This window comes from Bordetella holmesii (assembly GCF_020735985.1).
Taxonomy (GTDB): Bacteria; Pseudomonadota; Gammaproteobacteria; order Burkholderiales; family Burkholderiaceae_B; genus Bordetella; species Bordetella holmesii.
The window spans coordinates 3,384,070-3,408,919 of record NZ_CP085973.1; the positions used below are offsets into that span (position 1 = coordinate 3,384,070).

Annotated in this window: 33 protein-coding genes; 6 read left to right on the forward strand and 27 right to left on the reverse strand. The window is 61.3% G+C overall.

The annotated features are described in order from the left end of the window. Positions 1-16 precede the first annotated feature (16 nt). A complete protein-coding gene (gene cyaY / locus LK440_RS16265) occupies positions 17-346 on the reverse strand; it encodes an iron donor protein CyaY (RefSeq protein ID WP_005017382.1) in 330 nt (109 codons plus the stop codon). A 40-nt stretch (positions 347-386) separates the two neighbouring features. Here cyaY and lptM point away from each other — a divergent pair, with 40 nt between their 5' ends. Both lptM and lysA read left to right on the forward strand, forming a co-directional pair. Next, the gene (gene lptM, locus LK440_RS16270) at positions 387-578 is read left to right on the forward strand and encodes an LPS translocon maturation chaperone LptM (RefSeq protein ID WP_227944847.1); all 192 of its coding nucleotides are present in this window, start codon (positions 387-389) and stop codon (positions 576-578) included. Next, positions 575-1,864: a diaminopimelate decarboxylase gene (lysA, locus tag LK440_RS16275; protein ID WP_005017378.1), complete on the forward strand. Its 1,290-nt coding sequence runs from the start codon at positions 575-577 to the stop codon at positions 1,862-1,864. Before lptM ends, lysA begins: the two co-directional genes overlap by 4 nt. Positions 1,865-1,933: 69 nt before the next feature. Here the strand turns inward: lysA and ccsB are convergent, their stop codons facing one another. The 3 genes from ccsB to LK440_RS16290 form a co-directional block, all read right to left on the reverse strand. After that, positions 1,934-3,262: a c-type cytochrome biogenesis protein CcsB gene (ccsB, locus tag LK440_RS16280; RefSeq protein ID WP_005017377.1), complete on the reverse strand. Its 1,329-nt coding sequence runs from the start codon at positions 3,260-3,262 to the stop codon at positions 1,934-1,936. Further along, a complete protein-coding gene (locus LK440_RS16285; RefSeq protein ID WP_005017375.1) occupies positions 3,259-5,340 on the reverse strand; it encodes a cytochrome c biogenesis protein ResB in 2,082 nt (693 codons plus the stop codon). The genes ccsB and LK440_RS16285 overlap by 4 nt, the downstream gene beginning before the upstream one ends. 97 nt (positions 5,341-5,437) lie before the next feature. Continuing rightward, on the reverse strand, positions 5,438-6,139 hold the full coding sequence (locus tag LK440_RS16290) for a c-type cytochrome (RefSeq protein WP_025341284.1): 702 nt from the start codon (positions 6,137-6,139) through the stop codon (positions 5,438-5,440). Between the two features lie 212 nt (positions 6,140-6,351). On the opposite strand from LK440_RS16290, the gene yihA reads away from it, so the two are divergent. Together yihA and hemB are read left to right on the forward strand one after the other, a co-directional pair. Further along, positions 6,352-6,975: a ribosome biogenesis GTP-binding protein YihA/YsxC gene (gene yihA, locus LK440_RS16295; RefSeq protein WP_005017369.1), complete on the forward strand. Its 624-nt coding sequence runs from the start codon at positions 6,352-6,354 to the stop codon at positions 6,973-6,975. After that, positions 6,972-7,988, forward strand: a complete 1,017-nt coding sequence (gene hemB, locus LK440_RS16300) for a porphobilinogen synthase (protein WP_005017366.1) — start codon at positions 6,972-6,974, stop codon at positions 7,986-7,988. The genes yihA and hemB overlap by 4 nt, the downstream gene beginning before the upstream one ends. 12 nt (positions 7,989-8,000) lie before the next feature. Here hemB and LK440_RS16305 read toward each other — a convergent pair whose 3' ends face one another. The 3 genes from LK440_RS16305 to cutA form a co-directional block, all read right to left on the reverse strand. After that, on the reverse strand, positions 8,001-8,900 hold the full coding sequence (locus tag LK440_RS16305; RefSeq protein ID WP_005017364.1) for a DMT family transporter: 900 nt from the start codon (positions 8,898-8,900) through the stop codon (positions 8,001-8,003). 106 nt (positions 8,901-9,006) lie between these two features. Further along, on the reverse strand, positions 9,007-10,911 hold the full coding sequence (gene dsbD, locus LK440_RS16310) for a protein-disulfide reductase DsbD (RefSeq protein ID WP_005017361.1): 1,905 nt from the start codon (positions 10,909-10,911) through the stop codon (positions 9,007-9,009). Between the two features lie 60 nt (positions 10,912-10,971). Then, positions 10,972-11,313 carry a divalent-cation tolerance protein CutA gene (gene cutA, locus LK440_RS16315; RefSeq protein WP_005017357.1) on the reverse strand — a complete coding sequence of 114 codons (342 nt, stop codon included), beginning with the start codon at positions 11,311-11,313 and terminating at the stop codon, positions 10,972-10,974. Between the two features lie 103 nt (positions 11,314-11,416). Here cutA and LK440_RS16320 point away from each other — a divergent pair, with 103 nt between their 5' ends. Next, positions 11,417-11,848, forward strand: a complete 432-nt coding sequence (locus tag LK440_RS16320) for an HIT family protein (RefSeq protein ID WP_005017354.1) — start codon at positions 11,417-11,419, stop codon at positions 11,846-11,848. Between the two features lie 55 nt (positions 11,849-11,903). Here the strand turns inward: LK440_RS16320 and rplQ are convergent, their stop codons facing one another. From rplQ to LK440_RS16415, 19 genes are all read right to left on the reverse strand, one after another. Then, positions 11,904-12,299, reverse strand: coding sequence for a 50S ribosomal protein L17 (gene rplQ, locus LK440_RS16325; RefSeq protein ID WP_005017352.1), 396 nt, complete (start codon positions 12,297-12,299; stop codon positions 11,904-11,906). Positions 12,300-12,460: 161 nt separating this feature from the next. Next, entirely contained in the window at positions 12,461-13,447 is a 987-nt protein-coding gene (locus tag LK440_RS16330; RefSeq protein WP_005017350.1) for a DNA-directed RNA polymerase subunit alpha, read from the reverse strand. A 179-nt stretch (positions 13,448-13,626) separates the two neighbouring features. Further along, the gene (rpsD, locus tag LK440_RS16335) at positions 13,627-14,250 is read right to left on the reverse strand and encodes a 30S ribosomal protein S4 (RefSeq protein WP_005017347.1); all 624 of its coding nucleotides are present in this window, start codon (positions 14,248-14,250) and stop codon (positions 13,627-13,629) included. Positions 14,251-14,261: 11 nt separating this feature from the next. Continuing rightward, entirely contained in the window at positions 14,262-14,663 is a 402-nt protein-coding gene (rpsK, locus tag LK440_RS16340; protein WP_005017345.1) for a 30S ribosomal protein S11, read from the reverse strand. A gap of 15 nt (positions 14,664-14,678) precedes the next feature. Further along, entirely contained in the window at positions 14,679-15,044 is a 366-nt protein-coding gene (gene rpsM, locus LK440_RS16345; RefSeq protein ID WP_005017342.1) for a 30S ribosomal protein S13, read from the reverse strand. A 42-nt stretch (positions 15,045-15,086) separates the two neighbouring features. Continuing rightward, the gene (gene rpmJ, locus LK440_RS16350; RefSeq protein ID WP_003806928.1) at positions 15,087-15,200 is read right to left on the reverse strand and encodes a 50S ribosomal protein L36; all 114 of its coding nucleotides are present in this window, start codon (positions 15,198-15,200) and stop codon (positions 15,087-15,089) included. 35 nt (positions 15,201-15,235) lie between these two features. Continuing rightward, on the reverse strand, positions 15,236-15,454 hold the full coding sequence (gene infA, locus LK440_RS16355; protein WP_003806927.1) for a translation initiation factor IF-1: 219 nt from the start codon (positions 15,452-15,454) through the stop codon (positions 15,236-15,238). A gap of 9 nt (positions 15,455-15,463) precedes the next feature. After that, positions 15,464-16,789 carry a preprotein translocase subunit SecY gene (gene secY / locus LK440_RS16360; protein ID WP_005017340.1) on the reverse strand — a complete coding sequence of 442 codons (1,326 nt, stop codon included), beginning with the start codon at positions 16,787-16,789 and terminating at the stop codon, positions 15,464-15,466. Positions 16,790-16,803: 14 nt separating this feature from the next. Further along, entirely contained in the window at positions 16,804-17,244 is a 441-nt protein-coding gene (gene rplO, locus LK440_RS16365; protein ID WP_005017338.1) for a 50S ribosomal protein L15, read from the reverse strand. A gap of 9 nt (positions 17,245-17,253) precedes the next feature. Beyond that, positions 17,254-17,439 (reverse strand): 50S ribosomal protein L30, encoded by a 186-nt coding sequence (rpmD, locus tag LK440_RS16370; RefSeq protein ID WP_005017335.1) that lies wholly within the window; start codon positions 17,437-17,439, stop codon positions 17,254-17,256. A gap of 3 nt (positions 17,440-17,442) precedes the next feature. Continuing rightward, a complete protein-coding gene (rpsE, locus tag LK440_RS16375; protein ID WP_005017333.1) occupies positions 17,443-17,964 on the reverse strand; it encodes a 30S ribosomal protein S5 in 522 nt (173 codons plus the stop codon). A gap of 15 nt (positions 17,965-17,979) precedes the next feature. After that, on the reverse strand, positions 17,980-18,345 hold the full coding sequence (gene rplR / locus LK440_RS16380; protein ID WP_005017330.1) for a 50S ribosomal protein L18: 366 nt from the start codon (positions 18,343-18,345) through the stop codon (positions 17,980-17,982). Between the two features lie 18 nt (positions 18,346-18,363). Next, positions 18,364-18,897 (reverse strand): 50S ribosomal protein L6, encoded by a 534-nt coding sequence (gene rplF / locus LK440_RS16385; protein ID WP_005017327.1) that lies wholly within the window; start codon positions 18,895-18,897, stop codon positions 18,364-18,366. A 10-nt stretch (positions 18,898-18,907) separates the two neighbouring features. Then, a complete protein-coding gene (gene rpsH / locus LK440_RS16390; RefSeq protein WP_005017324.1) occupies positions 18,908-19,303 on the reverse strand; it encodes a 30S ribosomal protein S8 in 396 nt (131 codons plus the stop codon). A 10-nt stretch (positions 19,304-19,313) separates the two neighbouring features. Next, positions 19,314-19,619, reverse strand: a complete 306-nt coding sequence (rpsN, locus tag LK440_RS16395; protein ID WP_005017321.1) for a 30S ribosomal protein S14 — start codon at positions 19,617-19,619, stop codon at positions 19,314-19,316. A 12-nt stretch (positions 19,620-19,631) separates the two neighbouring features. After that, positions 19,632-20,171: a 50S ribosomal protein L5 gene (gene rplE / locus LK440_RS16400; protein WP_005017319.1), complete on the reverse strand. Its 540-nt coding sequence runs from the start codon at positions 20,169-20,171 to the stop codon at positions 19,632-19,634. Positions 20,172-20,183: 12 nt separating this feature from the next. Beyond that, the gene (rplX, locus tag LK440_RS16405; RefSeq protein WP_005017316.1) at positions 20,184-20,504 is read right to left on the reverse strand and encodes a 50S ribosomal protein L24; all 321 of its coding nucleotides are present in this window, start codon (positions 20,502-20,504) and stop codon (positions 20,184-20,186) included. Positions 20,505-20,514: 10 nt separating this feature from the next. Further along, the gene (gene rplN / locus LK440_RS16410) at positions 20,515-20,883 is read right to left on the reverse strand and encodes a 50S ribosomal protein L14 (protein WP_005017313.1); all 369 of its coding nucleotides are present in this window, start codon (positions 20,881-20,883) and stop codon (positions 20,515-20,517) included. A 385-nt stretch (positions 20,884-21,268) separates the two neighbouring features. Beyond that, positions 21,269-22,078 (reverse strand): aspartyl/asparaginyl beta-hydroxylase domain-containing protein, encoded by an 810-nt coding sequence (locus LK440_RS16415; protein ID WP_370510746.1) that lies wholly within the window; start codon positions 22,076-22,078, stop codon positions 21,269-21,271. Between the two features lie 188 nt (positions 22,079-22,266). Here LK440_RS16415 and LK440_RS16420 point away from each other — a divergent pair, with 188 nt between their 5' ends. Continuing rightward, positions 22,267-23,694, forward strand: coding sequence for an NAD-dependent succinate-semialdehyde dehydrogenase (locus LK440_RS16420; RefSeq protein WP_005017307.1), 1,428 nt, complete (start codon positions 22,267-22,269; stop codon positions 23,692-23,694). A gap of 36 nt (positions 23,695-23,730) precedes the next feature. On the opposite strand, the gene LK440_RS16425 is transcribed toward LK440_RS16420, so the two are convergent. Beyond that, positions 23,731-24,714, reverse strand: a complete 984-nt coding sequence (locus LK440_RS16425) for an AraC-like ligand-binding domain-containing protein (RefSeq protein WP_005017304.1) — start codon at positions 24,712-24,714, stop codon at positions 23,731-23,733. Positions 24,715-24,850 lie beyond the last annotated feature (136 nt).

Here is a 24,850-nt window from a genome sequence, read left to right on the forward strand (position 1 = left end):
CCGGCCTCGCGTGCATTTACACGCGCACGCTCAGCGGCACACCAGCCGCAGCGGTACAGATCTGCGACAACGCGTCGGCCAGATGGGGCCCGCCCCGCGTGTCGTTCCATTGCTGCCCGTCAAAGCGATAATGGAATCCGCCGCTGCGGGCCGCGACCCACAACTCCTGCATGGCGGCCTGGCTGTTGATGACGACGTGGATATCATCCTCGAAAATCAGGGTCAGGACATTGCCGCTGCGATTGGCCTCGATGTCCACATCGTGCATGGACATCCAGTCATCGGCCTGGCTCTCGAGGCGGTCCAGTACCTGCTCAGTCAACGCAAGAAATTCGGTTTCGGTCATAATCCAACCTGCAACGATTACGGAGTTACCAGTGTCCCACATGGCCTTCAGCCACAGGGTTTTACGCATTGTAGCCACGCTTTCGGCCACCGGCCTGATTGCAGCATGCGGCTACAAGGGCCCCCTGTACCTGCCGGCACCCTCGGATCAAAAGGGTAGCTCCGGCTCGCAACAACAACCTGCTGACGCCGATAACCGGCCTCGCATACCCCCCTCCCCGACGCTGCCATGACCGCGCCTTCTTCCCAGCCCCAACTGGCTGGACACCCGCATTTCCATTACAAACACGGCGTGCTGCACGCCGAAGGCGTCGCGCTGGACATTCTGGCTGCCAAGCTGGGCACGCCGCTTTATGTGTACTCGCGTGCGGCTTTGCACGCGGCCTACGACAACTATCGTCAGGCCATCGGCGAGCGCCCTGTGCTGGTGTGCTATGGCATGAAAGCCAACTCCAACCTGGCCGTCCTCAAAGAGTTCGCCCGCCTGGGCGCGGGCTTTGACATCGTCTCTGGCGGCGAACTCAAACGTGTGCTGGCCGTCGGCGCCGATCCTGCCAAGGTGGTTTTCTCCGGCGTGGGCAAGCAAGAGTGGGAAATGCGCGACGCGCTGGCCGCTGGTGTCAAATGCTTCAACGTCGAGTCCACTGCCGAGCTGCAACGCCTGTCCAAGGTGGCTCAGGCCGAAGGCCGTATCGCCCGCGTGTCGCTGCGCGTGAATCCGGATGTGGATGCGCAAACCCATCCTTATATTTCCACCGGCCTGAAAGAAAACAAATTCGGCATCGCCATCGAAGAAGCGTTGCAGGCCTATCAAACGGCAGCCAGCCTGCCCGGGCTGCAGATCGTCGGCGTGGACTGCCATATCGGCTCGCAATTAACCGATGTCAGTCCTTACTTCGATGCACTGGACAAACTGCTAGATCTGATCGACCGCATCGGAGGTCACGGCATCACCATCGAGCACCTGGATCTGGGTGGTGGGCTGGGTATTCGCTATACGGATGAAATTCCGCCCTCGCCCAAGACCTTGCTCGACGAGGTATTCAAGCGCTTGCAGGCCCGCGGCCACGGCCACCTGCATGTGGTGCTCGAGCCGGGCCGCTCGCTAGTGGGCAACGCCGGCGTCCTGCTGACCACCGTGCAATTCCTCAAGCACAACGAGGCCCGCAATTTCGCCATCGTGGACGCCGCCATGAATGACCTGCTGCGCCCGACGCTGTATCAGGCCTACCATGGCATCCAGGCGGTCGTGCCGCGCCAGGCCGAGCCGCAGTGCTATGACGTGGTTGGCCCCGTGTGCGAAAGCGGCGACTGGCTGGGCAAGGAACGTAACCTGGCCATTGAGCAGGACGATGTGTTGGCGGTCGAATCCGCTGGCGCCTATGGCATGGTCATGGCCAGCAACTACAACACGCGCCCCCGCGCTGCCGAAGTCATGGTCGACGGCGAGCACTATCACATCGTGCGCCAGCGCGAGACGGTCGAAGACCTGCTCAAGGGCGAATCCACCCTGCCCTGACTCCCGCGCCGCGGCCCCGTGACGCCAGGGGCCGCGCAGCAGCGGGACAGTGCGCCCCGCTGCCAAGGCCTATAACTCGCCGTATGAGTGCAGGCCCGACAGGAACATATTCACGCCCAGGAAGGCAAAGCCGGTGATCAGCAGGCCCACCAGCGCCCAATAGGCCGCCACCGTTCCCCTCAAGCCCTTGATCAGCCGCATGTGCAGCCAGGCGGCATAGTTGAGCCAGACGATGAGGGCCCACGTCTCTTTCGGGTCCCATTGCCAATAGGCGCCCCAGGCATCGGCCGCCCACAACGCGCCCAATACGGTGGCCACCGTGAAAAAGGCAAAGCCGATCGCGATGGCCCGATACATGATGTCATCGAGGACCTCGAGCGCGGGCAGCGCCTGCGCGATGCGGCGCCGAGCCAACAAAATCGCCCCGACGATCACTACCCCTATTCCGCCATAGACCATCCAGGTCGCCGACAGGCCGGTCGTGCGAAACACCATGGGCTCGCCGCATAACAACACCCCAAGCACGAACAAAGGCGCCAGCTTGATCCAGGATGTGGTCTGGCCGTGTTGTTTGACCAGGTAGGCAAAGCCCACCATGGCCACCAGCGAAAACGTCCCATAGCCGATGAAATTCGCGGGAACGTGCAGCTTCATCCACCAGTTTTTCAGGGCTGGCACCAGCGGCTGGATCTGGGCGGCGTCGCGCGTAAACGCGTACCAGAGCAGAAACACCATGGCCGAAGAGATCACCAGCAGCACAAAGCCGCCCAAGGCCCGCGTGGCGTACTTACGTTCGTAATAGAGATAAAAAAGGGCCGTGATGAGCGCAAAAAGCACGAAGACCTCGTACAAATTGCTCACCGGGATATGGCCCAGATCCGGACCCATGAGGTGGCCTTCGCGCCAGCGCACCAACAAACCGGTGATTCCGGCAAATACAGCGCCCCATGTCAGGGCCGTACCCAGCCATGCTGCCGTGGGGCTGACGATACCTATCCAATAACAGGCTGTCGCCAGCAGGAATAAGGCGCTCATCCACAGGATGGCAGACTGCGAAGAAAAAAGGTATTTGAGGAAGAAAACCTGTTCTGCCCGGGCCAGGTCGTTCTGGTAGAGCAATAAGGCCAGGCCGGCGGCCAACGCACAGGCCACCATCAACAACCGCAATGGCCGCCACAACCACCCTAGCCAGGCCAGGGCCGGCACCGTGCCGCAGAGGATGATCTTCTCGTAGTAGTCCATGGACTGGCCCAGCCGGGTCAGCGCATAGCCTGCCCCCACCGCCAGCAACAGGAAGAAGAATCCGTCGGTCCAATCGGGGCGGCCGCGTACGGCGCGCTGATCACCGGTCTGGGAGAAACTGCCATGCCAGGGCTGGCTGCGGGTGGAGGTATTCATCGGTCACCTCGGGGCGGGTCGGTCAGCGCGGCCCGGAAACGCTCGAACTCCTGGAGATAGTCCAGTGTACGCTTCTGCGAGGTCATCGCCGCGTGGATTTGGCTGCCCGCAGCCTGCGGCGTAATCCAGATCCAGATGCGTCGGTCGCGGATATAGAACATAGAAAAAATACCGACAATGAGCAACAGGCAGCCGAGATATACGGCATTCTTGCCAGGAGTGCGGCTTACCTGAAAACCGCTTGCCTGTACCTGCTGGAAGTCGCTCAGCGTCAACAGGATCGGAGCAGGATAGATAGACAAATCAGACAGCGCCCCGAGCGCGGCTTGCTGCCACTGAGCGGCGAGTTCCGCCTGGGGGCCGACGTCGGGCAATACCGGCAAGTGTTCGCGTTCGCGCATGATGGCACGCACATCGTAGAGCGTACTGTTGAGCAAACGCAGCACCACATTGGCGGCGCGCTCGACATCCGCCGCATCGGTGCGGGTCTGAAGCAACTCGGACAAGGCGCGCAAACCGCCTGCGGCGAACGTATCCAGGCCTCGCGCCGCCGCCTCGGTCAAGGCTTGGCGGTCGGCGCCAGGCGGCAGATTACGCTCAACGAAACGCCTGACCGCCTCGGCGCGCACAGCAGGCTCGGCCAATGCGGCGCGCATCTTCATGAACTCGGCCGGCGACCCGTTGGCATCGGCCGGAATGCGTAGATAAGCATAGCTCTGCCCGGCGTTCTGACGGACACCGGCCAGAATGACCGGCAATCCGTCGAGATCCACCGGCAGCATGTAGACGCGGTACTCATTCGCCTGACCTGCCGCGTCAACAAGCTGATACTCGATCGTCGGTCCGAGATTGCGCAGATGGTCATTCTTGCGGCCAGCAGCGCTGCCCGTCACGGCGGCCACGTGCTCGCCAAAGCTCTGCTTGCCGCCCTGTGGATCACCGCCCGTGATGTCCTCGACATTGATGGGCCGCAAGGCGGTGATATTGAGTATCAAGCTCTCGGTATGCTGCCCCGCGACACTGGCGCTCAGGTCGTTGCCCTCGCCTACGGTTCCGCGCACGGTAAACGGTTGCGCCGCCGCGCCACGCAGCGGATACCCGGTCAGCGTCACCTTGCTGCCCCCGTCATCCAGATTGGACTGATATACCGTGACGCCCTTGTATCGCAGCGGCTCATTGACCTCGATGACACGCTCGAACGTATGGCCATCCTGCGGGTCGATGACTTCGACATGGCTGGCAAATCGGCTGGGCATCCCGGTGGAGTAATACTCCACATCGAACTTCTTCAGCTTCAAGGTAAAGGGCAAGGGCTGCACCAGCACTCCGTCGCCCACCATCACCAGCGCCGTATTGCGTTCGGCACCCTCGGGCACCAGGACGTTGGCTCGAAAACTCGGGTTGCCCAACGGCAGCCGGCCACTGGCGGGCACGTCGGCAATCAACATATTTTCCGTGATCGGCTGCTTGCCGCCGAACATGACCTGCAGGCGCACGGGCAGCTCACTATCGAGCAGACCGCCCACACAGATAATGATGAGCGCCGCATGCGCACAGAGATAGCCCAGACGATTGCTGCTGCCCTTTTTTGCTGCCAGCAGGGTCCCCCCCGCATCCTGGCGCTGGCGCACGGCATAGCCCTGCCGCCGCAGCAACGCCAGCAACCATTGCTGCGCGACTGGCGGGCTTTCCGCCACGCTCACCTGCACCCTCTCCGGGAAAGCGCGCAGGCTGCTTTGACGCACATGGTCGCGAAACGACAAGGCATCGCGCACCATCCGAGGCCCATTCCGGATCAGGCATATCGAGGTGGAAACCACCAGAAAGCCCATGATGAGCAGAAACCACCAGCTGTTGTAGACATGCCAGATCGAAAACTTGTCGAACACCTCATACCAGAAGGGGCCGAACTGATCGACGTAACTGCTGGCCGGTCGGTTCTGCGGCAATACGGTGCCCACCAGGCTGACCACGCAAATGAACATCAGCAAGCTGATGGCAAAGCGCATCGAGCCCAGCAGTTCAAACAACGCGCGCGGCAGGCTACTGACGGCGGGACGGGAAGCAATAGAGGTCATCAATGGCAGGGGAAAGTGGGCCGCCGGCCCCCTTTCCTGGACAGCTGCGCCCGGTACGCCGGGCAGACGGGCCTCAGAGGGCCGGCGGTCGGCTCAGTCAGCGCAAACCTGCCGCATAGTCTGCCACAGCCTTGATATCGTCATCGGTCATCCGCGCGGCGATATCGTGCATGGGCGCGCTATTGGCCCGGTCGCCGCTGCGAAACAGCTTGAGCTGCTCTTCAATATACGCAGGAAATTGCCCCGACAGCCGCGGATATTGCGCCGGCAACCCGGCCCCGTTGGGGCTGTGACAGGCCGCACAGGCAGGCAGGCCGCGCTCGGCCGCACCGGCACGCCAGAGCCGTTGACCGTGTTCGACGAGATTCTTGTAGCCTGCGGTGGCGGGCTCCTTGAGCGGCTGCTGGGCCAGATAAAGGGCGAGATTCTGGATGTCCGCTGGCGTCAACGCCTGGCTCATGGCCGTCATCGGCGTAGGAGCGCCCTGTGGACCCTTGCGCAGAGGAAGTTTGGCGCCTTGCTGCACCTGGAAATCATGCAGCTGCTTGGCCAGATACTCATGGGGCTGAGCGGCCAGATTGGGATTCGCGGGAATCGTGCTGTTGCCAGCGGCGCCATGACAGGTCGCACAGGCGATGATGCCGCGCGTCGCGTCGCCCTGATCGAACAACTGCGCGCCTTTGGCGGCATCGGGTTTGGCCGGGCCTGCGGGCCCGTCGGCAGCGAAACTTATCGTAGTGATGGACAGACCGAGCATCAGCCCGCTTGCAACCACCATCCGGGACAGCACACGCTTCATGTGGACCTCGACGATCTGATGTCGAATCAGGCAGCGTGCTGATGCACACTACGCCCGACGCCTGCCCGCGCGGCCAGATGCGGCTTTTTTTGCCAGCCCCTCAACCCTCCTCGAGTCTTCGGGAGCCGTCCCCTCGCGCGGGGACTACTGTTGCCACTGTTGCAAACGGGCGATTATACAATAGGGTTTGCATTCACCCACCAAGTCGACACGTGTCCCTTCTACACCGCGCCTCCTTTTTCATCTCGGCAGCCCGCCTCGACCAGCTGCCCCCCGCTGGTGCGCCCGAAGTCGCCTTCGTGGGCCGCTCCAACGCCGGCAAGTCGTCCGCCATCAATGTGCTGTGCAACCAGCGTCGACTGGCGTTCTCCAGTAAGACGCCGGGACGAACCCGCCTGATCAATATGTTCGGCCTGCCCGATCCGCTCAATCCAGAGCAACCCCTGGGTTTTCTGGTGGACCTGCCTGGTTATGGCTATGCCTCGGTGGCGCATCGCGAGAAAGAACAATGGGCAGACATCCTGGGAGGCTATCTGCGCGATCGCCGTTCCCTAACTGGGATCGTCCTGCTCATCGACATCCGCCGTGGCGTCACGGATCTGGATCGCCGTCTCGCCGATTTCATTGCTCCAACAGGCCGTCCGGTGCTGGCCTTGCTGACCAAGGCGGACAAGCTTCCTTATGGCCAGCGCATCCGCGCCGTGTTCGATGTGCGCAAGCAACTGGCCGACATCGGCGCGCTCAACACCGTGCCCTTCTCGGTACCGGATCGCATCGGCCTGGAAGATGCCACCGCGCAGATCGAGAATTGGATTTCTCCAAAGGTCGCTCCATGAAACCTCAACTGATTGCTCCCGCGTTCCCGGTCTCGCGCCCTCGGCGCCTGCGCCGTGACGACTTCACCCGCCGGCTGGTCCGTGAAAACACGCTCACCGTCGATGATCTGATCTACCCGGTCTTCGTGGCCGAGGGTCAGGGGCTCGCGCAACCCGTGGCCTCGCTGCCGGGCGTTGTGCGGTATTCGCCGGATACCGTGCTCGCCGTGGCAGAGCGATGTATGCAGTTGGGCATTCCGGTGCTGGCATTGTTTCCGGTGATCGACCCCGCGCTCAAGACACCCGATGGCATCGAAGCCACCAACCCCGACGGCTTGATCCCGCGCGTGGTCGCCGCGCTGAAGGCCCGCTTCCCCGACCTGGGCATCCTCACCGACGTGGCGTTGGACCCCTACACCAGCCATGGCCAGGACGGCATCATCGATGCGGACGGTTATGTGCTCAACGATCCGACCATCGAGATTCTCGTACGCCAGGCCTTGACGCAGGCACAGGCCGGCGTGGATATCGTCGCGCCCAGCGACATGATGGATGGACGTATCGGTGCCGTCCGCCAGGCGCTCGATGGCGCCGGGCACATCCACACGCGCATCATGGCCTACTCGGCCAAATATGCCAGCGCCTTCTATGGGCCGTTTCGGGACGCCGTCGGCTCGGCCGGCACGCTGGGCAAGTCCAATAAAATGGCCTATCAGATGGATCCGGCCAATATCGACGAGGCCTTGCGCGAGGTCGCCGGCGACCTCGCCGAAGGCGCCGACATGGTCATGGTCAAACCAGGGATGCCCTATCTGGACGTGCTGCGGCGCGTCAAGGATGCTTTCCGCGTGCCGGCGTTTGCCTACCAGGTCAGCGGCGAGTACGCGATGATCAAAGCTGCGGCAGCCAATGGCTGGCTGGATCACGACAAGGTCATGATGGAAGCCCTATTGGCCTTCAAGCGGGCAGGTGCCGATGGCATCCTGACCTATTTCGCCATCGATGCCGCCGAAAAGCTGCGTCACGCACGCTGAAGAAATCCCGATTCAGACGGCACCTGGCTGGGCGGGCCGCAAGCCCAGCCAGGTGCCCAGCAGCACACAGACCAGGCCGGCCAGGTGTGCCAGGGTGATGTGCTCATCCAGAAAGACGGCTGCGGCCATCAGACCAAAAATGGGTAGCCAGTTCACAAACATGGCGGCCCGGCTCATGCCCAGACGGGCGATGCCGCGATTCCACATCAGATTGCACGCGCCCGACGCGATCACTGCCGAAAAAAACACAACACCCCAGGCCCAGGGGTCCGTGGTCCACGATGAAGCCTGATACGTGGCGGGCGACAGCGCCGCATGGGTGGTGAGCGCCACCGCTCCGGCCAGATAGGTGTACCAAAGGATGGTCAACGGATCGAGCGCGCGTGAGACGCGCTGTATGACCAAGCCACCGATGACGAAGACCACGACCGCCACCAGCGCCAGGAGATCTCCCAGGCCAGCCTGAGCAAGCTGGGCGCCGCTGCCGGCCACCGCGAGCGACACGCCTCCCAGCGCGAGCACACCGGCCACGATACGTGCGGGGGTCAGACGTTCGCGATAAAAGAGCGCTCCCAGGACCACCGAAAACAAGGGACTGGTGGCCATGATCAGCGTGGCGTTGGCCGCTGAGGTCATCCGCAGCCCCATCACCAGGGACACCTGATGCGCATAGACCACCAGCAGGCCCGCGGCAAACACCCAGCCCAACTGGGCGCGCGTCAACCGCGGCACTTGCCCGAAACGCAGCAGGATGAAGAGCGTCACCGCGGTAAAAGCCACCAGGATCCGCACAGCCGCCACGACATAAACGTCCATCTGCCCCAACAGATACTTCACGGCGACAAGGTTGACTCCCCAGGCCGCCATCACGAAAAACAGCTGGAAATACACCGGCCCGGGCGACAGCGGCATGGCTTGAGAACTTGAGGTGTTCACGACGATGGAGGATTGGCGGACAGAACCGCCATACTACCCCGCACGACGCGGGCCCGCGCAGGCCGGCGCTGCGATTGGCCGCCTAGTGTTGTGCCTCCGCGGCCGCTTGGTCCAGCGATGCGGAAAAGCGCGCGGCATCTTGAAAACCCACCACGCGTGGCTGCTCCAGCAGCCGCCCACCCGGGGCAAAAAACAGGATGCCCGGCGGCCCGAACAGCTTGAAGCGCTTGAGCAGGGCGCGATCCTCGGCGTTGTTTTGCGTCACATCGGCCTGCAGCAACAACATGCCGGCCATGCGTTGTGCCACGCCCGGATCGCTGAACGTAAAACGCTCCATCTCGCGGCAGGACACGCACCAGTCCGCATAGAAATCCAGCATGACGGGCCGCGTGCTGGCCGCCAGGGCGGCATCGAGTTCGGCCACCGTGCGGATCCGCGTGAACGAGGGATGCTCGTCACGCGGCGCGCCGATCTGCGTCCGCGCGGCGAGTTGGCCAAGCGGCACCAGGGCATCCCGTGCGCCACTTGCCGCACCGACCACCCAAACCAGTGCACCCAGGGCGAACAACAGCCCTATGCCCTTGGCAAACATGCGCGCCGCTCCGGCGTCGGCAGGCAAGGGCTCGAAGGCACGCAGCATGACGGCCCCCACACTGGCCAGCACGGCCCAGCCCAGCATCAGCAACCAGGCCGGCAGTATCGGTATCAGCATCCACCAGGCGGTGGCCAACAACACCATGCCGAAGAAACGTTTGACGCCGTCCATCCAGGCGCCTGCGCGCGGCAAAAGCGCGCCGGAAGAGGCCCCCACGACGAGCAAGGGCACACCCATGCCCCAGGCCATGGCGAACAAAGCCGCGCCGCCCAGCCAGACATCGCCTGTCTGCGAGATGTAGAGCAATGCGCCGGCCAGTGGCGCGGCCACGCACGGCCCGACGATCAGGGCGGAAATGGCGCCCATGAACCAGGCGCCGGTATACCTGCCACCCGGCACACGATTGGAGCGCTCGGACAGCCGGGCCTGCCATGCCGCGGGCAACTGCAATATGTACGCGTCAAACATGGCCAGAGCCAGCAACGCCAACAGCAGGGCGAATAGAACCAGCACCCACGGCGTCTGCAGCCACGCAGCCAGACCCGCGCCGCTGAGCCCTGCAGCCACACCCAGAACCGTATAAACCACCGACATGCCCAATACATAGGCCGCGGCCAGTCCCAGGCCGCGACGCTTGGAGGTAACCACCTGCGCGTCCCGACCCACGATGATGGATGACAGAATCGGAATCATGGGCAGCACGCAAGGCGTGAACGCCAGCAGCAGGCCCAGTACGAAGAACACGCCAGCGGCCCCCAAGACGCCCAACCCTCCCAGCGCGCCCGCCAGGCCGACATCGCCCGCCTCCAGCAAGGCGCCCAGCCCGCTGCCAGAGGCGGTGGGCTGGCCGGTCGCGGGCGCAGCCGTGGGAGCGGCAGCCGTGGTCGCCTCCGGCCGCTCTGCCATCTGCCCAGGATCGATGGCGCTGACGTTGACCGCATAGGAAGCACCCTCAGGCGTGAGCGCCACCTGTTGCGACATCGGCGGATAACACAAGCCCGCGTCGGCGCAACCCTGGCTGGTGACCCGTAAGCGAGCCGGCTGGCCCGTAAGGGCCAGTGGCACTCGGATCACCACGTCGTGATGATAGACCTCCATGTCCTTGTCGAAGGTGGGGTCATACTTGACCTCACCCGTCGGAAACACCGCTGCGGCACTGTTGATCGCCTCAACCGGCTGCCCCGATAACTCGAAGCGCTCGCGATACAGGTAATAACCTGGCGCCACCTTGAAATGCAGTTCGAGCAGATCCGCTGCCGGCTGGCTGGCCGTGAGCTGAAAGGCGCGCTCGGGCGCCAGAAACTCTGCCTCGTCGGCGGCCTGTGCCAACCGCGCGCCCGCCAGCAGCATCACCAGCATCAGTAAGCCAAGGCACCGCGCCAACGCCCACATTTCTGTCAGACCGGTTCGTTGCTGTTGAGTCGTCGCCACTGCCTGCATAAGGTCCTCTGTTTAGCCTGCGCCCGGATTTCGAGTCTGCTCGCGTACCCAATCGAGATAGGAGGCAAGTCCGCCTATGACTGGGACCACGATGATCTCCGGCACCTCATAGGGGTGAAGCCCCGCCAAGGTCTGTACCACGGCCTGCTGCATGCCGTAGGTCGTCTTGATCGTAAGAGGGACCTCCTCGGCGCCCTCGATCTCATCCTTCCATCGGTAGACAGACAACCCGGGCTGGCCTAGGTTCACGCAGGCCGCCAAACCGTCTTCGACCAGGACATGCGCAATACGCTTGGCCACCAAGGTATCTGGAGCATTGCTGATGATCAGCACAACGTCGTCATCGCGCAACATGGGAACTCCTGATATGGGACCTGTGCCAGGCAAGTCAGAGTATTTTATGGGATTGGCCGCGAATCCGGTTTTTGCGCGTGTTGCAGGCCCTCAGGAGACACCCATGTCGGACAACTGCCTGTTCTGCCGCATCGCCCGGCACGAACTCCCCGCACACACCGTCTACGAAGACCGCCGCATTTTCGCCTTTCTGGATCTCCATCCGGTCCGGCGTGGCCACGTCCTGATCATTCCCAAGCAGCACTATCCCTACTTCGAAGACATGCCTGCTGAGCTGGCTGGCCATATCGTCAACCAGGGCCAGCGACTTGCGCGTCACATGAAGCGCCTCTATACGGTAGACCGTATAGCACTGGCCTTTACGGGCATCCATGTCGCGCATGCGCATGCGCACATCGTGCCCATGCACCACCCCCAGGACATCACCTCCACGCAGTACATTGCGCAGCAGGATCTGACCTTCGTGATGCCGCCTCAGGCCAGCAACGAGGAGCTAGGCGCGACGGCGGAAGAATTGCGTCAGGCACTGCGTTGACGCCAAAAAGCAAAAGCGGACCCGAAAGTCCGCTTTTGCCGCTTATGGCGTTGCCTTACTCGGCAGCGCTATCCGCTTCGGAAGCATCCACTTCCGGACGGTCAACCAGCTCCATGAAAGCCATGGGAGCGTTGTCGCCCTGACGGAAGCCCATCTTCAGGACACGGGTGTAGCCGCCGTTGCGGTTCGCGTAGCGCGGACCGATTTCAGCGAACAACTTAACCACGGCGTCGCGATCGCGCAGACGGGCAAAAGCCAGACGCTTGTTCGCGAGAGTGGGTTCCTTGCCCAGGGTGATGAGGGGTTCGATGACGCGGCGCAGTTCTTTCGCCTTGGGCAGCGTGGTCTTGATCGCTTCGTGAGTGATCAGCGAAACGGCCATGTTGCGAAACATGGCGAGACGATGGCTGCTGGTGCGATTGAGCTTGCGAAGGCCGTTACCGTGACGCATGGTGATTTCCTTTGAATCTAAAGACAGCGTTTCCGCCGCCGGGTTAGCCGGCTCTTCTATCGGTGCGTATCAATGACACACCGCGGTCCGGTGGATAAATGGCATCCGAAGATGCCTCTTGGGCGGCCATGAGCGTCATTGCCCATGGCTCACCGTATGGCTTAGGGACGCTCGAGGCCCAGCGGGGGCCAGTTTTCGAGCTTCATGCCCAGAGTCAGGCCACGTGCAGCCAGGACTTCCTTGATCTCGTTGAGCGACTTGCGACCCAGGTTCGGGGTCTTGAGCAGTTCGTTCTCGGTACGTTGGATCAGGTCGCCGATGTAGTAGATGTTTTCGGCCTTCAGGCAGTTGGCCGAACGCACGGTCAGCTCCAGGTCGTCGACCGGGCGCAGCAGCACCGGATCGATCTGCGGCGTACCGCGAACCGGAACTTCGTACGAGTCACCAGCGCCTTCGAGGGCGGCAAACACCGAGATCTGATCCATCAGGATGCGGGCGGACTGGCGCACAGCTTCCTCGGGCGAGATCACGCCGTTGGTTTCGATATCCAGCACCAGCTTGTCCAGGTCAGTACGCTGTTCGACGCGGGCGCTCTCGACGGCGTAGCTCACGCGACGCACAGGGCTGTAGGACGCGTCCAGAACGATGCGGCCGATCGTGTGGGTGCGGTCTTCCGACAGCGCGCGCACGTTGCCCGGCACATAGCCACGGCCCTTCTCGACCTTGATCTGCATTTCCAGCTTGCCGGCATCGGTCAAGTTGCAAATGGGGTGGTCCGGATTGACGATTTCGACATCGTGCGGCAGTTCAATGTCGCTGGCCAACACCTGGCCGGCGCCGTTCTTGCGCAGGATCAGCGTGACTTCGTCGCGATTGTGCAGCTTGAACACCACGCCCTTCAGGTTCAGCAGGATGTCGACGACATCTTCACGCACGCCCGGAATGGTCGAGTATTCATGCACGACACCGGTCATCTGGACTTCGGTCGGCGCATAGCCGGTCATCGAAGACAACAGGATGCGGCGCAGCGCGTTGCCCAGCGTGTGGCCGTAGCCGCGTTCGAAAGGCTCCATCACGATCTTGGCGTGGTTGGGGCCGACCGGCTCGACTTCAATGGAGCGCGGCTTCAGAAAACCTTGAGTGGACATGTACTGTGTTCCTTTTCAATACCCTCGGCTCGTTACACCGATAAGGCTGATGGAAGTAAACGCTGCGGACAGCAGGAAAACGGTGGTCTAGAACACCGCAAAGCCCGCCAGGGCCAAACTGGCCTGGGCGGGCTGGGACGCAGTATAACCGCTCGCGGGCACTAGGCCCGCGAAGACGATTAACGCGAGTACAGTTCGACGACCATGGATTCGTTGACATCGCGAGCGACGTCAGCGCGATCCGGAGCCGACTTGAACGTACCGGCCATCTTGCTGGTATCGACTTCCACCCATTGCGGGATGCCGATGCTCGAAGCCAGATCCAGCGATTCGCGGATACGAGCTTGCTTCTTGGCCGCTTCACGCACGGTGATGACGTCGCCAGCCTTGACCAGAATCGAAGCGATGTCGGCGGTGTGGCCGTTCAGTTCGATGGCACGGTGGCTCACCAATTGACGAGCTTCAGCACGGGTCGAACCGAAACCCATACGGTAGACGACGTTGTCCAGACGCGATTCGAGCAGCTGGATCAGCGTTTCGCCGGTGTTGCCACGACGACGCTCAGCTTCAACGAAGTACTTGCGGAATTGCTTCTCGAGCACACCGTACATACGCTTGAGCTTTTGCTTTTCGCGCAGCTGCAGACCGTAGTCGGAGGTACGAGCACCCGAAGTGCGGCCGTGTTGGCCAGGCTTGGAGTCCAGCTTGCACTTGGAATCCAGCGAGCGACGGGCGCTCTTCAGGAACAGATCGGTGCCCTCGCGGCGCGAGAGTTTGCACTTGGGACCAGTATAACGAGCCATGAAGGTTCCCCTTAGATACGACGACGCTTCGGCGGACGGCAGCCGTTATGCGGGATGGGCGTGATATCGGCAATGCTCGAGATCTTGATACCCAGCGCATTGAGGGCGCGTACGGACGATTCGCGGCCAGGACCAGGACCCTTGATGCGAACTTCGAGGGTCTTGATGCCGTATTCCATCGCCACGCGGCCGGCCGTTTCAGCGGCGACCTGAGCGGCGAACGGGGTCGATTTGCGCGAACCCTTAAAGCCGGCACCACCCGAAGTTGCCCAGGACAGGGCATTGCCTTGGCGATCGGTGATGGTGATGATGGTGTTGTTAAACGACGCGTGAACGTGCGCGATGCCGTCCGAGACGTTCTTCTTAACCTTTTTGCGTACGCGCGAAGCGCCGCTGGTGGAAGCTTTCGCCATAATCTAAATCCTCGATTATTTCTTCAGGGACGCAGCAGCACGACGCGGGCCCTTACGGGTGCGAGCGTTGGTGCGAGTGCGCTGGCCGCGCACGGGCAAACCGCGCTTATGACGCATACCGCGGTAGGTTCCCAGGTCGATCAAACGCTTGATCGAGAGCTGTACTTCACGACGCAGGTCGCCTTCGACAGTGAACACCCCGAGGTGTTCACGGATGCGTTCCAGCTCAGCGTCGGTCAGATCTTTGACCTTTTTGGTAACGGGCACACCAGCAGCTTCGCAAATTTTGCGGGCGCGCGTACGACCGATGCCAAAAATGGCGGTCAGGCCGATCTCGGCGTGCTGTTGCGGCGGAATGTTAATGCCAGCAATACGGGCCATGACTGTTCCTTGATTTAATCCGTTGCGTACCGCTAACCGGGGTTAGCCTTGACGCTGCTTGTGACGCGGGTCGGTGCAGATGACACGCACGACGCCGTGACGTTTGATAACTTTGCAATTGCGGCAGATCCGTTTAACCGATGCCATTACTTTCATGGTTGACTCCTAATTTTCCGTAATCCGTTTCCGCATCACTTGGAGCGGAAGACAATCCTTGCTCGTGTCAGGTCATAGGGCGTGAGCTCCACTGTGACCTTGTCGCCGGGCAGAATCCGGATGTAATGCATGCGCATCTTGCCGGAAATATGGCCCAACACCACGTGGCCGTTTTCGAGCTTGACGCGAAATGTTGCGTTGGGGAGGTTCTCAAGAACCTCACCTTGCATCTGGATAACGTCGTCCTTTGACATACTCTTTGCTTACCGCATGGGCAAACCCGTACCCTTGAAGTTAGCCTTCTTGAGCAGCGAGTCGTACTGGTGAGACATCATGTAGGCCTGAACCTGCGCCATGAAATCCATCGTCACCACCACAATGATCAACAGAGACGTTCCACCGAAGTAAAACGGTACGTTCCAACGCATCACCAAAAATTCCGGCAGCAAGCACACTAACGTGATGTAGAGGGCACCAGCCAGCGTGAGACGCATCAGAATCTTGTCGATATACCGCGCCGTTTGCTCACCAGGACGAATCCCCGGAACGAACGCACCGCTCTTCTTCAGGTTGTCTGCCGTTTCGCGGCTGTTAAACACCAGAGCCGTGTAGAAAAAGCAGAAGAAGATGATCGCGACCGAATACAACGTGATGTAAAGCGGTTGACGAGGCTCAAGCGCAGCAGCCAGATCGCGCAGCCAGACCATACGGTCGCCTGTGGAGAACCAGCTGGTAATCGTGGCCGGGAACAGAATGATCGACGATGCAAAGATCGGCGGAATCACCCCGGCCATGTTCAGCTTGAGCGGCAAATGCGAGCTCTGACCACCGTAGACCTTGTTGCCCACCTGGCGCTTGGCATAATTGACCGTGATTTTGCGCTGACCGCGTTCAACGAACACGACAAACGCCGTCACCAGTACCACCAGAGCAATGATGAACAGGGCAGACACCACCGACATTGAGTTGGTGCGCACCAGGTCCAGCAGCCCTGCCAGCGCCGTGGGCAAGCCCGCGACGATACCAGTGAAGATCAGGATCGAAATACCATTGCCCAGACCACGTTCGGTAATCTGCTCACCCAGCCACATGACGAACATGGTGCCAGTGACCAGCGTCACGATGGTCGTGAAGCGGAACAACATGCCCGGATCGACAACGAGCCCGGGTTGCGATTCCAGCGCCACCGATATGCCCACAGCCTGCACCAGCGCCAGCACGACCGTGCCGTAGCGGGTGTATTGGGTGATCTTGCGCCGGCCGGCTTCGCCCTCTTTCTTGAGCGCTTCCAGCGACGGCACCACCACCGACATCAACTGCATGATGATGGATGCCGAAATGTACGGCATGATCCCCAGGGCAAAAATCGAAAAGCGCGAAAGCGCACCGCCCGAGAACATGTTGAACAGGCCCAGGATCCCGCCCTGGTTCTGGCGGAACAAGTCCGCCAGCGCGTCCGGATTGATGCCCGGAACAGGGATGTGAGTACCGAGACGGTAAACCACGAGGGCGAGGACCAGGAACACGATACGGCGCTTCAGATCGCCGTATCGGGTACCGGTCTTGCCCAGTGCCTGCGCTTTAGCCACGCGTCACCTCGCGATCAAGCAAGCGAGCCGCCCGCGGCCTCGACAGCGGCGCGAGCGCCGGCCGTCGCAGTGATGCCACGCAGCACCACTTTGCGCGAGAGTTCACCCGACTTGATGACCTTGGCATAACGCACGCCTTGGCCAACCACGCCTGCGGCCTTCAGGGCCTGGACGTCGACTTCCTCGACATCCAGACGCTGCAGATCCGACAAACGGACTTCGGCGTACAGATGCTGACCGAGCGGGGTGAAACCACGCTTGGGCAGGCGACGCTGCAGCGGCATTTGACCGCCTTCGAAGCCAACCTTGTGGAAACCGCCCGAACGCGACTTCTGACCCTTGTGACCACGGCCGGCAGTCTTACCCAGACCGGAACCGATGCCACGGCCGACGCGGCGCTTGGCGTGCTTGGAGCCCTCAGCGGGCTTCAGCGAATTAAGTTGAATATCCGACATCGTGATTCCTTAGGCTTCCGACACGGAGACGAGATAATCCACCTTGCGGATCATCCCGCGCACTTCCGGCGTGTCGAGCAGCACACGGCTGCTGTTGAGACCACGCAGACCCAGGCCGCGAACGGTATCGCGGTGGGATTGCTTGGTACCGATCACCGAGCGTACGAGCGTAATTTTGATCTGCTTCTGAGCCATGATTTACCCCAGGATCTCTTCGACGGTTTTGCCGCGCTTGGCAGCAACTTCCGACGGGGTCAGGGAATTGCGCAGACCATTCAACGTGGCGCGAACCATGTTGTAGGGGTTGCTCGAGCCAAGACTCTTGGCCACGACGTTGCGCACGCCCATCACTTCAAAAATAGCGCGCATCGGGCCGCCGGCGATCACGCCAGTACCTTCAGCGGCCGGCGAGATCAGCACCGTCGAGGCGCCATGCTTGCCTACCACGGTGTGATACAGCGTGCCGTTCTTCAGGGCAACCTTGAACAAACCGCGGCGGGCCTGTTCCATTGCCTTCTGGACCGACACCGGCACTTCACGCGCCTTGCCCTTGCCCATGCCGATACGACCATCACCATCGCCCACCACGGTCAGCGCGGCAAAGCTCATGGTGCGACCACCCTTGACCACTTTGCTCACGCGGTTGACCGCGATCATCTTCTCGCGCAGACCGTCGTCGTTCTCTTTTTCCGCGGCGTTCTTGCCTTGTACTTTAGCCATTTGACTGATCCTCGCTTAGAACTTCAGGCCGGCTTCACGCGCGGCATCGGCCAGCGCCTTAACGCGGCCATGGTAACGAAAGCCCGAGCGATCGAAGGCAACCAGTTCAATACCGGCAGCCTTGGCCTTTTCGGCCACACGCTTGCCGATCAGAGCGGCGGCGGCGGCATTGCCACCGGTGCCAGACTGACCTGCCAGCTGCGAGCGCACTTCTGCCTCGAGCGTCGAGGCGCTGACGACCACACGATCGCCTTCCGGCGAAATGATGTTGGCGTAGATGTGCAGATTCGAGCGGAAGACCGACAGGCGATGAACGCCCAGCTGCGTAATCTTCCGGCGGGTCGGAACCGCACGACGCAAACGGGTAACTTTTTTGTCCATGATTCGTCCTTGTCGCCGTTACTTCTTCTTGGTCTCTTTAATGACGACGCGTTCATCGGCGTAACGTACACCCTTGCCCTTGTAGGGTTCGGGTTGACGGTAAGCACGGATTTCCGCGGCCACTTGACCGACGACTTGCTTGTTGGAGCCCTTGATGACGATTTCCGTCTGGGTCGGGCACTCCGCCTTAACACCGGCGGGCAGCTTGTGCAAAACGTCGTGCGAAAAGCCCAACTGCAGCTTGACGGCGTCACCTTGCACGGATGCACGGTAACCCACGCCAACCAGCGTCAGCTTGCGCTCGAAGCCCTTGCTCACACCGGTCACCATATTGGCAACCAGCGCGCGCACGGTACCCGACATGGCATTGGCGTGACGCGTGTCGTTGGCGACGGCGAAGGTCAGCTTGCCGTCGTCTTGAACCACGTTGACGTCGCCCGTCAGCGATTGCACCAAGGTGCCCAGCGGGCCCTTGACGGTGATCTGATCCTGCTGGATGCTGGCTTCAACACCCTTGGGCAGTTCGACCGGATACTTAGCGATACGTGACATTCGACTCTCCTTAGGCCACGTAGCAAAGCACTTCGCCGCCCACGCCATTGGCGCGAGCCTTGCGGTCGGTCATCACACCGCGCGAGGTCGAAACGATAGCCACACCCAGGCCGTTCATGACCTGAGGAATGTTGCTGCGGCCCTTGTAGATACGCAGACCGGGGCGCGAGACGCGCTCGATGCGCTCGATAACCGGACGGCCGGCGTAGTACTTAAGGGAGATTTCCAGCTCAGGCTTGGCCTGGCTGCCCTTGATTTCAAAACCGTCGATATAGCCTTCGTCCTTGAGCACGGTGGCAATAGCCACTTTCAGTTTCGAGGAGGGCATGTTCACCGTAGTCTTGTCAACTTGCTGCGCATTGCGAATGCGGGTCAGCATATCGGCGATGGGATCGCTCATGCTCATATTCGTTCTCCTACCAGCTGGCCTTGGTCATGCCGGGCACTTCGCCCTTCATGGCCATTTCACGCAGTTTGTGACGGGTCAGGCCGAACTTGCGGAACACGCCGCGAGGACGACCGGTCACCACGCAGCGATTGCGTTGGCGCGTCGGGTTGGCATTGCGCGGCAATTGTTGCAGCTTCAGCCGAGCCTGGTAACGTTCTTCGTCGGTCTTCGACTGGTCGTCGATGATCGCTTTCAATTCGGCGCGGCGAGCGGCGAACTTGTCAGCCAGCTTGGCGCGCTTGATGTCGCGATTGATGAGGGAAAGTTTAGCCACGTCATCAGCCCCTTAGTTGCGGAACGGAAAGCTGAAGGCGGTCAAGAGCGCCTTGGCTTCTTCGTCGGTCTTGGCGGAGGTGGTGATGCTGATATTCAGCCCACGCAGCGCGTCGATCTTGTCGTACTCGATTTCGGGGAAAATGATCTGCTCTTTCACCCCGATATTGTAGTTGCCGCGGCCGTCAAACGCACGACCCGAGATACCACGGAAGTCACGTACACGCGGCAGCGCGACAGCAACCAGGCGATCCAGGAATTCGTACATGCGTTGACCACGCAGCGTGACCATGCAACCGATCGGGTAGTTTTCACGGATCTTGAAACCCGCGATAGCTTTGCGCGTCTTGGTAATGACGGGCTTTTGACCGGCGATCTTGGTCAGGTCCGAGACAGCATGCTCGATGACCTTCTTGTCCGCCACAGCTTCCGAGACACCCATGTTCAGGGTGATCTTGGTGATGCGGGGGACTTCCATCACGCTTTTGTAGCCAAACTTGGCTTGCAGGTCGACAGCGACCTTGCTCTTGTAGAAATCTTGCAAACGAGACATGTCTTTCGCCCCTTACGCCTTGGCGCCGACAACGGCACCATTGGAACGGAACACACGAACTTTGCGGCCGTCCTCTTCTTTGACGCCCACGCGATCGGCCTTGCCGGTAGCGGGGTTAAAGAGTGCCACGTTCGAGATATGGATCGGAAGCGTCTTTTCGACGATGCCGCCGGGGTTGTTGGCCATGGGGTTGGCCTTCATGTGCTTCTTCACGACGTTCACGCCTTCGACCAGCACGTGGTCGGCGTCAACGCGGGCCAGCACAACGCCACGACGCTTCTTGTCGCGGCCGGTCAGAACGATGACTTCGTCGCCTTTACGGATGTTGTTCATCGCGGGCTCCTTACAGCACTTCCGGGGCCAACGACACGATCTTCATGAACTTCTCGGTACGCAGTTCACGCGTAACGGGTCCGAAGATGCGGGTGCCGATGGGCTCCAGCTTGGCATTGAGCAACACGGCGGCATTGCCACCGAAACGAATCAGCGAACCGTCTTTGCGGCGCACGCCCTTGGCGGTACGAACCACCACAGCGTTGTAAATTTCGCCTTTTTTGACGCGCCCGCGCGGAGCCGCATCTTTGACGCTCACCTTGATGATGTCGCCGATACCGGCATAGCGGCGCTTGGAGCCACCGAGCACCTTGATGCACATGACAGCACGCGCACCAGTGTTATCGGCCACGTCCAGCGTGGTCTGCATTTGGATCATGATTTTTCCTGTTCCAACTTAACTGAAAACACGTCCTTCCCGGTTGGATAGGCCCGCATTTCCTGCCAGTTTTGGTCCCGTCAGGTCCGCGCCGCCTGCTGGCAGCAACGACCCTGGGTTGAAATCCTGCTGGGGTTTTCCCACAAGTCAGTCAAACCGGCGCCAAGCCCATCTTTCCCCCAAAGGACGAATCCCTGGGTTCCGTTCTGCGCAAAAGCAACTCGTGCTGCTTCGCGGCTAGGCCTGGGCCAACCCAACCAACAATTTGGGAAAGCTGTTTATTCTATCCCGCCTCACTTGGGAACGCAAGCGGCTTCGGGATTAAAAATCAAGATGGCTGTCTGCGTTATGCAACGCCTGATGCGACCCGATTTTTACAGGCGAGTCAGCGGCCGTTTCTCTGGTCATAGTAGGTTTTCTCCCAGGCATCGTGGTTAGCCTTGCCGCGGCGGATCTCGTCGCTCATGGGAGCGACGGCCAGCACCAGCCGGTTGAGCCAGCTGACCGGTGCGTGGCACGGCCGCTCGAAATCCACGAACAGCACCGCACGCAGCCCATCGGTGTCGTTATGCACCTGATGTGGATAGAGGTCGTCGAAAATCACCGCCTCGCCCTCCCGCCAGGAGTAACGTTGCCCATCGACCTCGATCCAGCAGCGCTCGCGCGGCTGCGGCACGCGCAACCCGAGATGCAAGCGCAGCACACCGTTGTAGGGGCCTTTGTGCAAGGGGATGCGCTTGCCCGGCTCCAGTATGGAGAAAAAAGCCGTCCGTATGCCCGGAATTCCCTGCAAGGCGCGCGCGGTGCCCGGGCAACGAGCCAGATTACGTTCAGACCGCATCCCATAGCCCATGAAGACGAACGTCTTCCACTGATCGTCGCGGGTGATCATGCCCACATCTGGCGAAATCTCATGGAAGGCCGGCAATTTTTCCCGATCGGCGAGCAATTGCTCTAGCTCGGCGCGGATGACCGGCGTTTGCGCTTCGAACGCAGGGACCCAGGCAAAGAGCCGGTTGTCGAAAATGGGTGGATCTCCGACCTTGGAGGCCCGCGCGATCCGTCCATGCAGCCAGTCGATGAAACGAAATAACACTCTCGAGAACAGGCTCTGGCGGGTTGCGGTGTCTGGCTGCACGGTCAGTTGTCGGCTGGCAAAAGGGCTGGAGCGGGCGTCAAGGACCCGTGCTTCCATGTGGTAGCCCGCGATCATACCCAATCGATACAGCGCCCGCGCCTCGCGCCCGTGAACCTGGGATGTATTGGTTCCCCCGTTTAGGCCGTTAGTGGCCCCTACACAGGGAACCAAGCTGGTTTAGACTGGCGCCACACGGGGTGCCTGCCGCGCCCCCACCCCACCAATTCCCCCGAGGAAAGACTGGCATGTACGAACAGTTGGCTTTGTATATCGATGGTGAATTTCTGAGCGGCGACGGTCGCAAGACCGAAGACGTGGTCAATCCTGCGACGCGCGAAGTACTAGGCCAGCTTCCTCACGCCTCGCAAGCGGATCTGGATCGCGCTCTGGAGGCAGCGGCCCGCGCCTTCGAAACGTGGAAGCGCACCTCGCCGATGGAGCGTTCGGCCATCCTGCGCAAGGTAGGCGCTCTTTCACGGGAGCACGCCCAGGAGATCGGTCGCAACATGACCCTTGACCAAGGCAAGCCTCTGGCCGAGGCCATCGGCGAAGTCACCAGTTGCTCCGAACATGCCGATTGGCACGCCGAAGAATGCCGCCGGATCTATGGCCGCATCGTGCCGCCGCGCAATCCCGATGCCCGCCAGTTGGTGCTCCACGAACCCATCGGAGTGTGCGCGGCCTTCACCCCCTGGAATTTCCCCTACAACCAGGCCATCCGCAAAATCTGCGCGGCCTTGGGCGCCGGCTGCACCATGGTTCTCAAGGGGCCGGAAGATTCTCCCAGCGCCGTCATGGCCATTGCCCGCCTGTTCCATGAGGCCGGCTTACCCAAAGGCTGCCTGAACATCGTTTGGGGCGAACCGGCCAAGATATCCGACTACTTGATTCGGTCCCCCATCGTGCGCAAGGTCTCGTTCACCGGCTCGGTGCCCGTCGGCAAGCAGCTTGCCGCGCTGGCCGGCGCGCACATGAAGCGCGTGACCATGGAATTGGGCGGCCACTCTCCCGTGCTGGTTTTCGATGACGCCGATGTCACGCGCGCCGCTGAAATGCTGGCCCGGTTCAAAATCCGCAACGCGGGACAGGTATACGTCTCGCCCACCCGGTTCTATGTCCAGGAAGGCGCGTATGACGCTTTCGTGGCGCGCTTTACGGAAGTGCTGTCCGGCATCAAGGTTGGCAACGGCATGGATGCCGGCGTTGAAATGGGCCCGCTTGCCCACGAGCGCCGGGTGCCTGCCATGAAGCAGTTCATCGACGACGCGCGCAAGCACGGTGCCAAGATCGTACTCGGCGGCGATGCTCCGTCAGACAAGGGGTATTTCTTCAGCCCCACGGTGGTGACCGACATTCCTGACCACGCCATGCTGATGACCGAAGAACCCTTCGGCCCGCTGGCGCCGGTGGTGCGCTTCAAGGACACCGACGAAGTCCTCAAACGCGCCAATAGCCTTCCCTTTGGCCTGTCTTCGTATGTGTTCACCGAATCGCTGAAAACCGCCACCAAAGTCTCCAATGGGCTGGAGGCCGGCATGGTCAACATCAATCATTTCGGCAGCGCACTGGCCGAGACGCCTTTCGGCGGCATCAAGGACAGCGGCATCGGCAGCGAAGGCGGGCTGGAGACCTTCGACGGTTATCTGGTGACCAAGTACATCACGCAAATCTGAATCCGGCCAGCCATCGCCCGGGGCAGGATATCCACCTCAGCCCTGGTGCCATTGCCGGGCCGACTGCGCGCGAAATTCGCGCGCAGTCATGCCGCAATGCTGGCGAAACACACGGCTGAAATGCGCCGCGTGCGCAAACCCGCTTTGATACGCCAGCTCGGCAATCGTTCGATGGGCGTGGGCCGGATCCCGCAGCAAACGCTGGCAATGGGCAAGACGCAGTTCATAGAGCTGAGACTCCACGCTTAGATTCGCAAGCTGAAACACGCGATGCAAGTAGCTTACCGACAACCCACAGGCCTGTCCGATCCGCGCCGGAGTCAAGGCCGTATCCGCAAGATGCCGCCGCATGAACGCCAGTGCACGCTCGCGATGCGCCAGACTCACGCTGCTGTCATGTTCTGAGGCGTGCCCCGCCTGGGACTGCACGAGAAACAGCACAATGAGATCGATCAGATGCTCGCCCAGCGTCCCCACCTCGCTATCGGTCCAGGAGGCCATCCCGCCCAGAAGGTGGTCCAGATAGCTTTTCAAGAGCTGCCCGCCCGGGGCGCCATCGTCGATGCACAACTTATAGAACGACTCCAGCCGAGTGGCACGCTGAGCGAGCGCCGCACGCGGGAAGGAAATGCTCAGACTGCGATAGCCGCACTGGCCCTGCGCGACGGCCTGATACGGTGCGCTCTGATTCATGAGATACACACAGCCGGGCTCGACCTCGAAGCGCCTGCCCGACTGCGTCACGGACAACGGGCCTGCCAGCGGCATGCCAAAGGTGAAGAACTCTTCATCGAGCTGAGAGATGTTGCCGCGCGTGCGTTCGAGCTTTTGCCCTTGATAGTGCAGGTCATTGAATTGCAGGTGCGCTCGGCGCGCATAACGCAAGCTGCCGCCGAATGCTCCGCCGCCCTGCCCGGCATGGACCTCAAACGGACCGAAAGCGTGCGCCAGCGCATCGCGCCAACTGTCCAACTGCTGTTGCGGGTCCACCTGAGTCGTGGCGAATCGTGTGTCAACCATGCTGTATGTCTCCGCGCACGCCCTCGAATTGACTGAGCGTACCCATTCTTTTGATCGTGCCTCTTGCCGGGCATGGGCGCCTTGTCTGCGCCCTAAGAACAAGTCTATATTCGGCCCCAACAGAGAACAACCTGGG

What these genes read in the sequence shown, in the direction of transcription:
- cyaY (WP_005017382.1), bottom strand. Translation starts at nt 346, where the DNA reads ATGACCGAAACCGAATTTCTTGCGTTGACTGAGCAGGTACTGGACCGC.
- lptM (WP_227944847.1), top strand. Translation starts at nt 387, where the DNA reads ATGGCCTTCAGCCACAGGGTTTTACGCATTGTAGCCACGCTTTCGGCC.
- lysA (WP_005017378.1), top strand. Translation starts at nt 575, where the DNA reads ATGACCGCGCCTTCTTCCCAGCCCCAACTGGCTGGACACCCGCATTTC.
- ccsB (WP_005017377.1), bottom strand. Translation starts at nt 3,262, where the DNA reads ATGAATACCTCCACCCGCAGCCAGCCCTGGCATGGCAGTTTCTCCCAG.
- LK440_RS16285 (WP_005017375.1), bottom strand. Translation starts at nt 5,340, where the DNA reads ATGACCTCTATTGCTTCCCGTCCCGCCGTCAGTAGCCTGCCGCGCGCG.
- LK440_RS16290 (WP_025341284.1), bottom strand. Translation starts at nt 6,139, where the DNA reads ATGAAGCGTGTGCTGTCCCGGATGGTGGTTGCAAGCGGGCTGATGCTC.
- hemB (WP_005017366.1), top strand. Translation starts at nt 6,972, where the DNA reads ATGAAACCTCAACTGATTGCTCCCGCGTTCCCGGTCTCGCGCCCTCGG.
- LK440_RS16305 (WP_005017364.1), bottom strand. Translation starts at nt 8,900, where the DNA reads ATGCCGCTGTCGCCCGGGCCGGTGTATTTCCAGCTGTTTTTCGTGATG.
- dsbD (WP_005017361.1), bottom strand. Translation starts at nt 10,911, where the DNA reads ATGTGGGCGTTGGCGCGGTGCCTTGGCTTACTGATGCTGGTGATGCTG.
- cutA (WP_005017357.1), bottom strand. Translation starts at nt 11,313, where the DNA reads ATGTTGCGCGATGACGACGTTGTGCTGATCATCAGCAATGCTCCAGAT.
- LK440_RS16320 (WP_005017354.1), top strand. Translation starts at nt 11,417, where the DNA reads ATGTCGGACAACTGCCTGTTCTGCCGCATCGCCCGGCACGAACTCCCC.
- rplQ (WP_005017352.1), bottom strand. Translation starts at nt 12,299, where the DNA reads ATGCGTCACGGTAACGGCCTTCGCAAGCTCAATCGCACCAGCAGCCAT.
- LK440_RS16330 (WP_005017350.1), bottom strand. Translation starts at nt 13,447, where the DNA reads ATGTCCACTCAAGGTTTTCTGAAGCCGCGCTCCATTGAAGTCGAGCCG.
- rpsD (WP_005017347.1), bottom strand. Translation starts at nt 14,250, where the DNA reads ATGGCTCGTTATACTGGTCCCAAGTGCAAACTCTCGCGCCGCGAGGGC.
- rpsK (WP_005017345.1), bottom strand. Translation starts at nt 14,663, where the DNA reads ATGGCGAAAGCTTCCACCAGCGGCGCTTCGCGCGTACGCAAAAAGGTT.
- rpsM (WP_005017342.1), bottom strand. Translation starts at nt 15,044, where the DNA reads ATGGCCCGTATTGCTGGCATTAACATTCCGCCGCAACAGCACGCCGAG.
- rpmJ (WP_003806928.1), bottom strand. Translation starts at nt 15,200, where the DNA reads ATGAAAGTAATGGCATCGGTTAAACGGATCTGCCGCAATTGCAAAGTT.
- infA (WP_003806927.1), bottom strand. Translation starts at nt 15,454, where the DNA reads ATGTCAAAGGACGACGTTATCCAGATGCAAGGTGAGGTTCTTGAGAAC.
- rplO (WP_005017338.1), bottom strand. Translation starts at nt 17,244, where the DNA reads ATGTCGGATATTCAACTTAATTCGCTGAAGCCCGCTGAGGGCTCCAAG.
- rpmD (WP_005017335.1), bottom strand. Translation starts at nt 17,439, where the DNA reads ATGGCTCAGAAGCAGATCAAAATTACGCTCGTACGCTCGGTGATCGGT.
- rpsE (WP_005017333.1), bottom strand. Translation starts at nt 17,964, where the DNA reads ATGGCTAAAGTACAAGGCAAGAACGCCGCGGAAAAAGAGAACGACGAC.
- rplR (WP_005017330.1), bottom strand. Translation starts at nt 18,345, where the DNA reads ATGGACAAAAAAGTTACCCGTTTGCGTCGTGCGGTTCCGACCCGCCGG.
- rplF (WP_005017327.1), bottom strand. Translation starts at nt 18,897, where the DNA reads ATGTCACGTATCGCTAAGTATCCGGTCGAACTGCCCAAGGGTGTTGAA.
- rpsH (WP_005017324.1), bottom strand. Translation starts at nt 19,303, where the DNA reads ATGAGCATGAGCGATCCCATCGCCGATATGCTGACCCGCATTCGCAAT.
- rplE (WP_005017319.1), bottom strand. Translation starts at nt 20,171, where the DNA reads ATGTCTCGTTTGCAAGATTTCTACAAGAGCAAGGTCGCTGTCGACCTG.
- rplX (WP_005017316.1), bottom strand. Translation starts at nt 20,504, where the DNA reads ATGAACAACATCCGTAAAGGCGACGAAGTCATCGTTCTGACCGGCCGC.
- rplN (WP_005017313.1), bottom strand. Translation starts at nt 20,883, where the DNA reads ATGATCCAAATGCAGACCACGCTGGACGTGGCCGATAACACTGGTGCG.
- LK440_RS16415 (WP_370510746.1), bottom strand. Translation starts at nt 22,078, where the DNA reads ATGGAAGCACGGGTCCTTGACGCCCGCTCCAGCCCTTTTGCCAGCCGA.
- LK440_RS16420 (WP_005017307.1), top strand. Translation starts at nt 22,267, where the DNA reads ATGTACGAACAGTTGGCTTTGTATATCGATGGTGAATTTCTGAGCGGC.
- LK440_RS16425 (WP_005017304.1), bottom strand. Translation starts at nt 24,714, where the DNA reads ATGGTTGACACACGATTCGCCACGACTCAGGTGGACCCGCAACAGCAG.